General features: G+C 55.9%; 9 protein-coding genes and 1 pseudogene. 6 read left to right on the top strand and 4 right to left on the bottom strand.

Annotated features, from left to right (window positions below):
* Positions 1–6 precede the first annotated feature (6 nt).
* A complete protein-coding gene (locus CRO59_RS11265; protein WP_097087419.1) occupies positions 7–1,638 on the top strand; it encodes a GTPase in 1,632 nt (543 codons plus the stop codon).
* Positions 1,625–3,370 carry a LeoA/HP0731 family dynamin-like GTPase gene (locus tag CRO59_RS11270; RefSeq protein WP_097087422.1) on the top strand — a complete coding sequence of 582 codons (1,746 nt, stop codon included), beginning with the start codon at positions 1,625–1,627 and terminating at the stop codon, positions 3,368–3,370. The genes CRO59_RS11265 and CRO59_RS11270 overlap by 14 nt, the downstream gene beginning before the upstream one ends.
* Before the next feature lie 46 nt (positions 3,371–3,416).
* Here CRO59_RS11270 and CRO59_RS11275 read toward each other — a convergent pair whose 3' ends face one another.
* Together CRO59_RS11275 and argP are read right to left on the bottom strand one after the other, a co-directional pair.
* Complete coding sequence (locus CRO59_RS11275) at positions 3,417–4,883, bottom strand: DUF726 domain-containing protein (RefSeq protein WP_097087424.1); 1,467 nt, start codon at positions 4,881–4,883, stop codon at positions 3,417–3,419.
* A 406-nt stretch (positions 4,884–5,289) separates the two neighbouring features.
* Positions 5,290–6,138: pseudogene (gene argP, locus CRO59_RS11280) on the bottom strand (HTH-type transcriptional regulator ArgP); the annotation flags it as partial.
* Positions 6,139–6,749: 611 nt separating this feature from the next.
* On the opposite strand from argP, the gene CRO59_RS11285 reads away from it, so the two are divergent.
* Entirely contained in the window at positions 6,750–7,034 is a 285-nt protein-coding gene (locus tag CRO59_RS11285) for a hypothetical protein (RefSeq protein ID WP_143503063.1), read from the top strand.
* A 56-nt stretch (positions 7,035–7,090) separates the two neighbouring features.
* On the opposite strand, the gene CRO59_RS11290 is transcribed toward CRO59_RS11285, so the two are convergent.
* Positions 7,091–7,456 carry a hypothetical protein gene (locus tag CRO59_RS11290; protein ID WP_143503065.1) on the bottom strand — a complete coding sequence of 122 codons (366 nt, stop codon included), beginning with the start codon at positions 7,454–7,456 and terminating at the stop codon, positions 7,091–7,093.
* Between the two features lie 213 nt (positions 7,457–7,669).
* Here CRO59_RS11290 and CRO59_RS11295 point away from each other — a divergent pair, with 213 nt between their 5' ends.
* Positions 7,670–8,854, top strand: coding sequence for a sugar transporter (locus CRO59_RS11295; protein WP_097087430.1), 1,185 nt, complete (start codon positions 7,670–7,672; stop codon positions 8,852–8,854).
* Positions 8,855–8,904: 50 nt separating this feature from the next.
* On the opposite strand, the gene CRO59_RS11300 is transcribed toward CRO59_RS11295, so the two are convergent.
* Positions 8,905–9,819, bottom strand: coding sequence for a LysR family transcriptional regulator (locus CRO59_RS11300; RefSeq protein ID WP_097087432.1), 915 nt, complete (start codon positions 9,817–9,819; stop codon positions 8,905–8,907).
* Between the two features lie 269 nt (positions 9,820–10,088).
* Here CRO59_RS11300 and CRO59_RS11305 point away from each other — a divergent pair, with 269 nt between their 5' ends.
* Both CRO59_RS11305 and CRO59_RS11310 read left to right on the top strand, forming a co-directional pair.
* Positions 10,089–11,111: a zinc-dependent alcohol dehydrogenase family protein gene (locus tag CRO59_RS11305; protein ID WP_027612770.1), complete on the top strand. Its 1,023-nt coding sequence runs from the start codon at positions 10,089–10,091 to the stop codon at positions 11,109–11,111.
* Between the two features lie 548 nt (positions 11,112–11,659).
* Positions 11,660–13,129, top strand: coding sequence for a hypothetical protein (locus CRO59_RS11310; RefSeq protein WP_097087491.1), 1,470 nt, complete (start codon positions 11,660–11,662; stop codon positions 13,127–13,129).
* Positions 13,130–13,162: the final 33 nt, after the last annotated feature.

Genomic DNA, 13,162 nt, shown 5'->3' on the forward strand with positions numbered 1-13,162 from the left:
CTACTCATGCACGAACAACATTCCTTGAGCGAGTTGGTTAGCGACAGGCTGCCAACGCTCCTCAAACAACAGAAAGAACTTGAGCGCCTGCAGCGTTGTGCAGGCCAGGTCGATGGCGAAATTGTTGGCACCGGCCAGGCAGACTTCACCCAGGACAACGTGATCTACCAGTTCTGCCATCAGGGCAAGAACTTTCACCTCATCGATGTACCCGGTATCGAGGGTAACGAGTCGAAGTACGAAACGATGGTTCAAGCGGCCATTGCCAAAGCCCATTTGGTGTTCTATGTCAACGGCACCAATAAGAAACCAGAGGCCGAGACCGCCCGAAAGATCAAGCACTACCTCAATCGTGATGCCAAGGTGTATGCCATTTGCAATTTGCGTGGCAAGGCGGACTCCTACGAATTCGACAGTGACCGCGAATCTCTTGAGCGTACTCATAAAGATGCCGTCGCGACCCGCGAACAGACCCGTGAAGTGCTGGAAGATATCCTGGGTGGTGAACTGGTCAGCGGCTGCCAAAGCCTGCAAGGATTGCTCGGTTTTACGGGTGTAGCATTCGATGAACGCGGCCTGACCAGCATTCATCCCGCTCGCACCGACCTGCTCAAGTCGCAGCGTGCCTACAAACAAGACTTTGTCAACCAACAAGCGATGCGTAGCTTCAGCCAGTTGGATCAGTTGCACCAGGTCATCGGCGATGGCTGCGCCAATTTTGAGCTCGACATCGTCGAAAGCAACAAGCGTAAAGTACTGCGCCTGCTGCAAGACACCATCGCAGATCTGCAAAAGCAACGAGACGAGCATCAGGCAGTCTGTGCCAGGATCGGTGTGGAAGTTCTGGAGTGCCAAGAGGTCATTCGCCAGAGCTTCCAGGACCAGGCGACCAGTTTCAATTCCAAACGCAATAGCGCACTGGATCGCTTTTTCAATGATCTGACTTCGGCGGCGCGCGAGGCTGTCGAGGTGCACTTCAGCGACAAGGACGATGTCGAGCGTGTCATTCAGCGTCACGTCAGTGAAGGACAGGCACAACTGTCCGAAAGGCTGGAGGAGATCCAGGAGCAATTGCTTGAGGATCTGTCCCAGACAATCGAGCGGGCAGTCAAACGCCTGCAGGAAAACGCCGAACGAGTGAATTTCCAGCAGCGTTTGAGCGAGGCGGCGAACAATTCCATTTCGCTGTCCAGTGCCATGGACGCCATCAGTTTCAATTTCTCCGATGTAGGCAGCTTCTTGCTGAGTGTCGGAGGTTATGCCCTGAGTGGTTTTAGTATCGGTACGCTTTTTCCGGTGATTGGCAACATCGTCGGAGCGATTGTGGGCGGCATACTCGGCCTGTTCGCCGCAGGCATGAGTTACCTCTTCGGTGGCCGCGGAAAGAAGATTGCGGAAGCGCAGGAGCAAGTTGCCAAGGCCATCAAGGCCGAGCGTGGAAAGATCATGAAGACCTTCAAGCGTGATACCGAAGAGATGCTGGCGAAGATCAAGGACAAAATCGAAAGCTCTGTATTGAGCCAACTAACTGACGAACGCCGCAAGATGGCCGACGTCACCCGCTTGTTCGATGAAAAGATCGCTTCAATTCAGGCACTGAAAAACGAAGTGGGAGATAGACCCTATGGAACAATTTAAACAGTTCAACGCCAGCAAGACCGAGGTGATCAAGTCGCTGGACAACCTCCAGAGACTGGTGGGCGCGCTTGAAGCACTTGGACTGGACGTCTCTCAGGACATCGAAAAAATCAAGAAGGCGATTGGCGACGTACAGTCCGATGCCTTGCGTATTGCTTTGCTGGGGGCATTTTCCGACGGCAAGACCAGCGTCGTTGCCGGGTGGCTGGGTCAGGTCATGAAAGACATGAAGATCGATACCAATGAGTCCTCGGACGCCTTGGCGATCTATCGTCCCGACAATCTTCAGGACCGTTGTGAGATTGTGGACACCCCGGGTCTGTTCGGCGATAAGGAAAAGGCAGCTGAAAACGGCGCGCTGGTGCAATACGGCGATATCACCAAAAACTACATTTCCGAAGCGCATCTGATCTTCTACGTGGTCGATGCCACCAACCCGCTCAAGGAAAGCCATCAGGACATCGTCCGTTGGGTTCTGCGCGATCTCAACAAATTGAGCTCGACCATCTTCGTCATCAATAAAATGGATGAAGTTGCCGATCTGCGTGACGCCGAAGAGTTCGAGCAGCAAAGCACCATCAAAAAGAACAATCTGCTGGATAAACTGCAGCGTTTTGTCGACCTTTCTGCGGCCGAGCGCGACGCGATCAACGTGGTCTGCGTAGCCTCCAACCCTAATAGCCGTGGACTGGAATTCTGGCTGGAGCAAAAAGACCTGTATGACCAGCGTTCGCGGATCAGCGAACTCAAACTGGTTACGCAGCAGGTACTCGACGGCAGCGGCCGTGAAACCCTGATCAAGAAGACCGGCATCGATGTCGTGCGTGATGTGCTGGTCAAAAAAATCGCCCTGGCTCAGGACGAGTTGATCAAGTTCAAGCTACTGGCCGATAACCAGCAACGTGACTCGGCGCGAATCCAGGAGGACATTGCCGAGGGCAAACGAAAAATTCTTGCAACGGTGGGCAACCTGTACGAAGAGTTGAATAACCTCGAAACCGATTTGCTTAACAGCATTCGTACGTTGCCGCGCGATCAGGTTCGTGCCTTCCTCGAATCGCAGATTGGTTTCTCGAACAATGATATCGGCGAAAAACTGCGTTTTCGTATCGACCACTTGTTCAGCACCGCATTCAACCAGTCCTCAAGCATCATGAGCGGCATCAGTGCCAAGATCGAACATCAACTCGATAGCTCCTCGGACTTCGCCGACAGCATCACCGCATCGGCATTGTCAGCGTCGAGCCGTGCGCTGACAGCCGTATCGAAAATTCCTGTTGAAAGCATCAAGAACGGCGTATTCCTGGCCCGAGAGACGCTGAAAAGTCTCACCGGCTACGTCTACAAATTCAAACCTTGGGAAGCAACCAAGCTGGCCGCAAACATCAGCCGTTGGGCCGGGCCTCTTGGGGCAGGTATTCAGGTATTGACCGACGTCATCAGCGTTGCCCAGCAGCAACGTGCGGAAGCCGAGCTGAAACAATTGCAGGGTGATTTGGCCGAAGTGGTCAAAAGCTACTTTGCCGAGCCTGTGAAGTTGCTCATGGATCCCGAAAAGGTCATGGACATTTTCGCGCCGCAAATCCAGGCGTTCGAGAAGATCCTGGCCGAGCAGGAAGCAAGCCTTGATGATCTGCGCAACCGTCAGATTCAACTGGCAGAGCTTGAGACACACTTGAGCCAGGCGTTTGGTTCGCAAAACGTCTTCGAAGGCGAGTACGGGGTGGTTTGATCCGGTGAGCCTGGCCAGCGGCTGTTGGCCAGGCTTTATCCGCGCGTCAGAGCAATCCTTCGTTGTTCAGCTTCCAGCGCGCGTAGAAGAGGGCCGCAACAGCTGGAATCAATGCCGAATAGCCTGGCTTGACCGCGCTTTTCAGATTGGTCACCGCTGCCTTGATACGCTCGGTCGGTACCAGGCTGCTGAGCGATGGCAGGAGCGACTCAGAAGTGAGCACCAATTCTTTACTGTCACTCGTCCGTGCAGAACCGGTTTTGCGATAAGCCGGTGCGGGCGATTCAGGGGTCGAGAAGTACGAGGTAACGGTCAGACTCGCTGCCAAGGCATCGACCTGTTCGAAATAACCCTTTTCTGACATGCCATGCATTTGCTGAATAATGTCCTGCATCGATGCGAGTACATGCCCTTCGCCGAAGGAGGAATGGAAGCATTTGCTGATCAACAGCGCCTCCATTTCGATCACTTGCGCACAGTCGTGCAACTCGCTTACCAACCCGTAATGTTCAGCGAGCATGAGCAGGATCTGAACATACTTGAGACCTTTTCCTCGTGCCAGATTGACGAGGCAGTGACCACCCAGTAGCTGGAATTCTTTGGTCAGCAGATACAGCGAATGCTCCGTTTCCAGCTTTGTCCAACTGCTGCTACGCAGATGCTTGACGACCTGGCTGCGAATTCCGTCGCTGGTCAGTTCGAGCAGGTCGTAGAGAAGGTGGTCGGCCACGACTGGATCGGGATTCTCGATGATCAACTCAGGTTGCATTGCAGAGGGCAGGCCACTTTTGTAGCCATGGAAGCCTGATGCCCGGAGCACTCGCTCAAGACATGGCCAATAGTCTGTATGGCCAAATCCGTGCATTGGCACGTTCTCGCAATGGTCAATCGCCTGACGACCGGCACTGCTTTCCCCGAGATTGAATAGCAGGACCTTGTCTTCGCCCGACCAGGCATTGTAGAGCTTGCCATCAATGCGTTTGCCAATGGCTTGCGCTTCTTCCCCCGACAGCTTGCTCGCGGCAGCCATCAGAAGGACATCGCCTACTACCAGGTTGTCATCGGCAGGTTTATCTGGCAAATCGAGCAAAGCACTGATGACGACACGTCCACCGAGCGAATGTCCGACCAGATTAACTTTCGAAACGTAGGGATGGTTTTTCAGCAGATAGGTCTCAAGCTGCGACAGCAGCGTTTTACCCATGGAAGTGGCGCGCTTGCGACTGGTGTTGAAGTGGAACGCACGATCAACCATCGCGAGCCCTGCGCCCGCCAGAACATTGAAACGGCCGGCCGCAAGGATACCTTTGCTCGAGAAATCATCGAACTGAGCCCAATGACCTGACGGCCAGAAGGCGAAGATATTGATGCAATTGTGCAAAGAGGACGGTATGCACTTGCGTAGCGCGCATCGATCCTCCATGTCGTGGCCGGCAGAATAGCCGTGAATGAAAACGTTCGCGACCTCTCCGGAACGGTGGGGAAGGGTCAGAAATTTGAACTTGTGGCTCACGCAACGTCCTTGGCAAAAGCTATCGGTGCGCGAATGATGGCATTTGGCTAGCCTGTTGTAAAATCAGGCGCAAGCAGGTACTTGCGCTAGTGCAACGCGCATTTTTTGGGCTTCGTTCTCGGGTCAGAGACTGTCCGGATCCCAAAAAACATTTTGACTTAGCTCTAGGAGGGCAGTTTCAGTTTGAAAAAATCTTGATATACCCCCAATCCCCCCCAATCACATGCCGTACCAGAGCGATCACGAATGGAGATTCCTGACGAAATCCAGTATGGCTCTGGATGCGTAACCGGAACTTATCGCTAAAGAGGCGGGCATGATGCCTCTGCCAACCACTGGTTTGATGCTGATATGGATCGACTGCCCTAATCGGAGATCAGTACGAAACACTCGCGCCGTGCCCCCGTTACTTCTTCGCTATGGTCGAGCGCTTCACAGGTTCTTTACGACTCAAAATGCGCCGCGCGGCATGTACCGCACGTTCGGAGAGTATTTCCATGCGCGGTGATTGCAAGCCCCAGGCGTGCCAATAAAGCTCGACATTAGTGAAATGACCCGGCGCCAGATCCACCAGCTCCCGGCTTTTCAGCAAGTCGCTTACCTGCATGTACGGCACCATTCCGTATCCGAGGCCACGACGTATGGCTTTCAGGCGTACCTCGGGAGGTGACAGATAATGGGTCGGATAAGCATCTGCCTGAAGGCCGAAACGTGACTGCATGAAATCAGATTGCAACGTGTCTTTGCGTGAATACGCGAAAACAGGCGCCTTACGAGCAGCGGCGCGGTTCAGCCCCTTCGCAAACCAACGCTCCTGGAAGGCAGGCGATGCCACCAGTTGGTAGCGCACTGACCCCAGCAACTCGGCAAAACATCCGCGCATCGGCTGTGAGCGTGTGCCGATGCAACCGATGACCTGGCCACTTTCCAGCAAGGCATAGGTGTGGTCCTGATCGTCGACCACGACGTCGAGCAGGATTTTCTCGCTGACGAATATCTCGGCCAGTGCCGGAAAGAACCAGGTCGCCAGCGTGTCACCGTTGACGGCTATGACAACCCGCAGATGGTCTTTTTCGTCGCCGGTCAGCTCGTTGAGCAGTTCCTCTTCGAGCACTGTCGCACGGCGAAGATAGTGCATCAGTTTTCTTCCTGCCTGGGTGGGTTCGCACGGTCGCCCGCGCACCACCACCGAACTGCCCAGATGTACTTCCAGCGCGTGTATCCGCTGCGATACCGCCGACGGTGTCAAGTTAAGCCGTTCCGCGGCCTATTCGAAACTGCCGCTGTCGACGACGGCCAGGAACGCCTGCATCTGTTTTGCATCGAGTTGCATGGCCATCGTTCTCGTTAAGTTTTTCTAATCTGTACTGAAAGATACTTCGTTTTTCTTCACCTCGATACCGAACTGCTCAATCATTCCACCACTGCGATGTGAGCGGCTTTGACCTGCGCAACACGTCGCGCCGTTGAAGCGTGATTGAATACACAAGGTGAGCGTTATGAAGAATGAAATGTTCAGCGACCGATACCTGCCATGAGACTCAACATGATTATTGCTGTGAGCGCTGTTGCCTTGGTCGGCAATTATGTCTGGCAATCCCACGACTTGAAGCTGGGCCCTTACGAGTACCAGGCGTCGGCGAATGCACTGCAATCGAAACACACGCACTCAGGGGCGCGTTAGTTGGCCTTGGAAAATGCCTACCAGAAGTGTGCATCGCTCGGCAAGCAAATCGGGGTATTTGAAGTGCACTCTCGCTTGCCGCTGGATCCGGCGAATGAAGTGGCCAACGAGACGTTCGTTTGCATGTGATCTCTATCACTGCAATCCGAATCTATTCGTCTTTTAATCAGTAGGTGGTGAAAATGAAGTTAATAATGGTTGCGCTGCTCGCGGCGTTCTTGAACGCCTGCGTCACCTCTGTTCATGACTTGTCCAGGCCGGGCGCCAGTGCCTCTGACATCCAGTACGACAAAACTGAATGCCAGTACCAGGCCAAAGCGGCAACAGCCAGCTACCACTCAACGCCGGCGGCAAACGACCAGACCCACGGCATGGGCAGTGCCGTAGGTGATGGCATCGTCATTGCTGAAAAGCAGATCGATCTGACGAATGATTGCATGCGGGTCAAAGGCTACGCCGGCCAATGAGCAGCGCGGGCTGATCCAGCCTGGCTCTGCCTCATCGCTGTTTTACGCGCTTGAGATCACTGACCGACACATACCGTATTGGACTTGGTTCGAGTGGACTGGCCATCCATTGACGCATCCCCCTGAACATCGACACTCTCGGTGGTGTTGCATTCCTGCATGGCCGGTTTCGCCGTTTTCTGTTGCCAATCCCGATCCTGTTGCGCTTGCCAGTCGGCCGCCGCTTTCTTACGTCGCTGATCGGAAATCATCATGCAGTTTGCGAACTCCGGCGAACCTTGTGCATATCCATAACCAGAACTGGTCTGACGATCTTCGGCAGCTTGTTGTTCGGCACTCATGCAGCCGCTTAATGCGGCAGTGCAGAACGTCAGAAAGAGCAGGGGAATGGCGCGCGTTCCGGACGTATAAGGCTCATTCATATAGATTCACCCAGCAAGTAAACGGTAAAACACTGAGGGGCTGCACGTCCTGGTTTCGCTGGCCTGATGCTTGTCTCTCAGGGCGCCTGATGTGCACTCGCAAGATGGACAAGTCACCGTTTCTTTGTAGTACAGTCGCCATCGAACCACCTGTCGTCTGAGGCTTTCCGGCAATTGGTGTACGTAAAACCGACAGATGGGCACGACTTTTCAATGAGCAATTCTACGACTACAACCAGCGGCAATTGGCACGCGGTCATTGCGCTGGCACTCGCAGCGTTTGTCTTCAACACCACCGAGTTTGTCCCGGTCGGCCTGTTGAGTTCGATCGGCAGCAGCTTCGACATGACGTCGGCTCAGGTCGGTTTGATGTTGACCATCTATGCGTGGGTGGTGTCTCTGATGTCGCTGCCGATCATGCTGCTGACGCGCAACGTCGAGCGGCGCAAGTTGTTGATCGTGCTGTTTGCGATGTTCATCGTCAGTCACATCCTGTCGAGTCTGGCGACCAGTTTTGCTGTCCTCTTGGTGAGCCGGATTGGCGTGGCGTTATCGCATGCATTGTTCTGGTCCATCACCGCTTCCCTGGCAGTGCGCCTGGCGCCGCCGGGCAAGCAGGTCCAGGCTTTGGGCCTGCTGGCAACCGGCACTTCCCTGGCGATGGTGCTGGGCATTCCCCTCGGCCGGATATTGGGCGAGGCGATGGGCTGGCGAACCACCTTTATCGCGATCGCGGTGTTGGCGGCAACATTGGTGTTTTGGCTGGCCAGGGTTTTGCCGTTGTTGCCCAGCCAGAACTCGGGGTCGCTCAAAAGCCTGCCCATACTGTTGAAACGACCCGCGCTTGTGGCGATCTACATCCTGACGGCCATGGTCGTAACGGCTCATTTCACCGCCTACAGCTACATTGAGCCGTTCGTTCAGGTCGTGGCGGGCATGAGTGGCGAGACGGTCACACTTATCCTGCTGTTATTCGGCGGTGCGGGGATTTTCGGATCTCTGCTGTTCAGTTGGCTGCACCGGTATAGCCCGCAGCGCTTTCTCATCGCCGCCGTGTCGTTGCTCGCGTTGTGCCTGGCATTGCTGTTGCCATTGAGCGGCAAGGTTTCGTATCTGAGCGCGCTGAGTCTGTTCTGGGGAATGGCGATCATGGGATTTGGCCTGGCGTTGCAGTCCAAGGTTCTGGTATTGGCGCCCGACGCGACCGATGTGGCGATGGCGCTGTTTTCGGGGATTTACAACATCGGCATCGGTGGCGGGGCACTGATGGGGAGTTGGGTGGGCAGCCAGTTCGGCTTTGCTTATGTTGGAGTTGTTGGCGGGATGTTGGCGGCGTTGGCGTTGTTGCTTTACTGCCTGTCGATCTATCGTCAGGCTCGGTCCGCGACTTCTGCCTGAGTACTAGAACCGCTTTGCTACCGATAGCAAAGCGGTTTCGGAAAGGCTTCTCAGAGACTGTCCGGATCCCCAAAGAACATCTGAATCCGCGACCGCAACCAACGCTCCCCCGGATCGTTATCCTGCGACCCACGCCACGCCATATGCAGTTCGAACGTGCGCGTCGGCAACGGTGGATCCTCCGCCCGCACGCCGCCGGCAGCCGTCAGCGCATCCGCGGTGTAGTCCGGCACGGTCGCAACAATGTCAGTGCCGGCGAGCAACGTACTCAAGCCATTGAACTGCGGCACGGCCAGCACCACGTGGCGCTTGCGCCCGAGTTTCTCCAGCTCTTCATCAATAAAGCCACTGAGGTCACCGGCGAACGACACCAGTGCATGCGGACGCGCGCAGTAGTCATCCAGACTAAGCGGGCCGGGCACGGTGTCGGCGCGCAGCAGTTTCGGCTGGCTGCGGCGCAGCACCTTGCGCTTGGCGTTGGCCGGCAGGTCGGTGGTGTAGCTGACGCCGATGGAGATTTCGCCGGAGGCCAGCAGGCCCGGCATCAATATGTAGTTGACTCGGCGCACGACGAGGACGATGCCCGGTGCTTCGGCGCGCAGGCGTTTGAGCAGCATCGGCAACAGGGCGAATTCGACGTCGTCGGACAGGCCGATGCGAAATACCGAAGTGCTGGTGGCGGGGTCGAATTCCGCCGCGCGGCTGACAGCCGTTGAAATCGAGTCGAGCGCCGGGGAGAGCAGGGCGAAGATTTCCACCGCGCGGGCGGACGGTTCCATGCTGCGTCCGGTGCGCACGAACAACGGGTCATCGAACAGGCTGCGCAGGCGCGAGAGCGCCGCACTGATCGCCGGCTGGCCGAGAAACAGCTTCTCGGCGGCGCGGGTCACGCTGCGTTCGTGCATCAATGTTTCGAATACGATCAACAGGTTCAGGTCGACACGACGCAGGTCATTACGATTCATCTGGAGTCCTGGCAGAGTCATCAAGCTTGACGAGAGCGACCATATGAGAACAATGGCCGGCATGAATATTACGGGGAAAGGCTGGTACTCTGCACCGCTAAATTCAGCTTTACCGGGCCGGTGGCGGCATTTTTTCATCAATTTTGCCAATGCCGTTCATACTGCGGAATCAATGACAGGCATGTCGACTATTAATAGCCACTGATAGTCTTGGGTCAAAAGCCCAGATAGAGTTCAGGGCATTAGAGGTTACTTTGACGAGGTTTGCGATGTCCCGCACGATCCGTTTTCACAAGTTTGGTCCGGCCGAGGTGCTCAAATGCGAAGAGCATGCGGCCGCTCAGCCAGGTCCTGGCGAAGTGCAGGTGCGTGTCGAGGCGATCGGCATCAGCTGGTACGACATTCTCTGGCGTCAGAATCTGGCCTCGTCCCAGGCACGCCTGCCGTCCGGTCTCGGCCATGAAATGGCCGGTGTGGTCACCGCCGTCGGTGACGGTGTGGACGATCTGTCGGTCGGCGACAAGGTGGCCAGTTTCCCGGCCGAAAGCCCGAACGATTACCCGGTGTATGGCGAGCAGATCGTGCTGCCACGTACCGCGCTGACCCGTTATCCGGATGTGCTCAGCCCGGTTGAGGCCAGCGTGCATTACACGCCGTTGTTGATCGCCTATTTTGCCTATGCGGATCTGGCGCGGGTCAAACCAGGGCAGTTTGCTCTGGTCACTGACGCCAGCCATTGCGCCGGTCCGTCCTTTGTCCAGTTGGGCAAGGCCATGGGCGTGCGGGTGATTGCCGCGACAAAAACCGCTGATGAGCGTGAGTACCTGCTGTCGCTGGGTGCCGAGAAAGTCATCGTCACCGAGGAAGAAGACTTGTTGATGCGAATCAACAAGATCACCGACAACCGTGGTGTCGATGTGGTGTTCGACGGTCTTGGCGGCCCGCAGATGTCGTTGCTCGGCGATGTCCTCGCACCGCGTGGCAGTCTGGTCCTGTATGGTCTTCAGGGTGGCAACCAGACACCATTTCCGGCCTGTGCGGCGTTCCAGAAAAACATCCAGTTCTTTGTGCACTGCATCGGTAATTTCACCGGTAAACCCGAGTTGGGCATTGTTCAGGATCAAGTCGCCTTGCAGCGTGCCCTGCGTGATATCAATCAGCTGACGGCCGACCGTGTGCTGCTGCCACTCAAGACCCGGGTCTTCCCGTTCAACGAGTTCGTCGAAGCACATCGCTACATGGACGAATGCCCATGCCGCGAACGGGTCGCCCTGCAGGTCGAGCCCGCGTAACTCCCTCCGAACAGAGTCCGTGGCCCCACGGACTCTTGCGTTTTTACCTCTCGCAAATAATCAGACAGACCAAGCATGGTGCGTGGCCGGTTGTGCATCTGAACCGGTTTTTGTCTGCCATCTGTATCTTCTATTCGCCATATAAGCCCTGATAATTGAATGATTACTTTCATCTCAAGGAATGAGCCATGTCTGTGCATTCTGTTTTTCATTTCGCGTTTAACGTTTCCCCTCATGGGCGATATAGCGGTTTTTGTTTAATGACTGTAGGGCATTTCCTATTGTTGTTCTGCTTTTGTTGTACTCAATGTTCGTGGGACGCTGTAAGAAGTTTCCTCAGATATTTTCTGATCAAAAAAAACTCAATGCTGACAGTGGGTTACGTTGTCTGAGGTGGTGGGATTGCTGACTTCCTTGCGTCAAGTGTTTCAAATAACTTCAAAATCATAAGTGTTAGTATTTGATCGTCTATTACTTATTGATGAATTTATTGCGCCAGCGTCATCGCTGATGCGCGATATGAATTTTTTATGCCGGGTAAAGTACTGATGAACACGATCCATGATCAGGCAATGAACTATGTCTACCAGCAAGTATTGCAACGCCTGCTGAGTTTCTTTTCCAGAGCCGAGCGCACAGCGCTGCAGTTGCTGATCCAGCGTCTGGTGGTCGCCGCCGGCGGAATGGAGCGCATGGGTGAATACAAGGTTATGGTGACGCCATCCGGTACCCGTGACAGTTGCTACATGCTGGCGCTGCTGCGCGCCGCCCAGTTGAGTATTGCCGGCCGCGCCCCCGCCACGTTCCAGTTACGTGTGGCCACCTTGCGCCGCAGCGAATCGGGGACGGCGGCGCTGAACAACATGCACCGCAGCTTCGCTGCCTTGTTTCTGTATGACGACCCCCGTGTCGAGTTGCTCATGGTGGAACATCGACAAGTGTTGCCGTTCAACCATCTGGCGCCACTCGGAATGGACAGCGCGAACGCCCATCGCACCAATCTGCTGATGATGGGGCATCGACGTGCCAGGGGCGAGAAGCTTGAGTGGCGGGACGACGCCTGCCTGGCCCGGGCCGAATTTTACGGCCAGATTGCTCGCTGGAGTAACGGCGTGGATGCCTGGCTGGCCAGCGAATCGCCGCGTCGTCAGAAGCAGTTTGTCGAAGACCTGGACCGGGCCGTGCAGAAGGCCGGTATCGGGGCGCTGAAGCCGAATTCCGGGACGTTCGATGAGCTGTTCGCTTTGCTGGACGGATTGGGAGGGGATTTGTATCGCGGTTTTTACTCCGAATCGGAGCGGCAATGCTGGCGTCCCGAGGGTGGCTTCGAGTCATGTCGTCGCACGACATTTGTCGACATTCATGACATGGCGGTCGGCAATCTTGAAGAACGCTGGCCGCTACTGAGCGAGTTTCTGGGGTTCGAGGCAGAGGAATGGGTGTTTCACCAGGGTGAGGGCGAATACGCCGACCCTTTGATCGAGGCCCATTTACGCGGCCTGGAAGCGGAGTTCATCAGCGATCGCAGCTATGAAGCGGGGTTCTCGGAACATGTCCAGCGCATGCTGGCGAACATGCAGCTGCAGCGGGTGCCGGAACCGGTCTGCGAGCAGATGATCGCAAGACTGGGGCAACGGCAGACCACGGAAGAACTGCGCGAAGCAGCGGCGAGCTGGCTGCACCAGACTTACGGTCTGAACGAAGCACAATGGGTCTGCCTGCTGTTCACGCCGTTCATCGAGCGTGGAGCCGGGCTCGAGCGGTTCCTGCGCAGCTGTCATCCCGGCATGTTGGTGGCGCTGCCTGATTTGCATCGGGCCATGCAGGGGCTGCACGGCCCGGAGCAGGTAATGCAGTGGATGATGGACGTCAGCGGTTTACCGGTTCGGCTCATCGGCCACCTCTACGCCATGGAACCCTTGCCTGCGCACGGTGCGGCCCGGCAAACACTGGAGACCGCACTCGACGCGGCAGGCCTCGATGGCTCCGGCGTGGGTGACCGGTCAGTGGAACGATGAAGTGAGCGAGCGATCCTTGGGCGCACCAACGGT

The organism is Pseudomonas sp. LAMO17WK12:I5, from assembly GCF_900215165.1.
Taxonomy (GTDB): domain Bacteria; phylum Pseudomonadota; class Gammaproteobacteria; order Pseudomonadales; family Pseudomonadaceae; genus Aquipseudomonas; species Aquipseudomonas putida_A.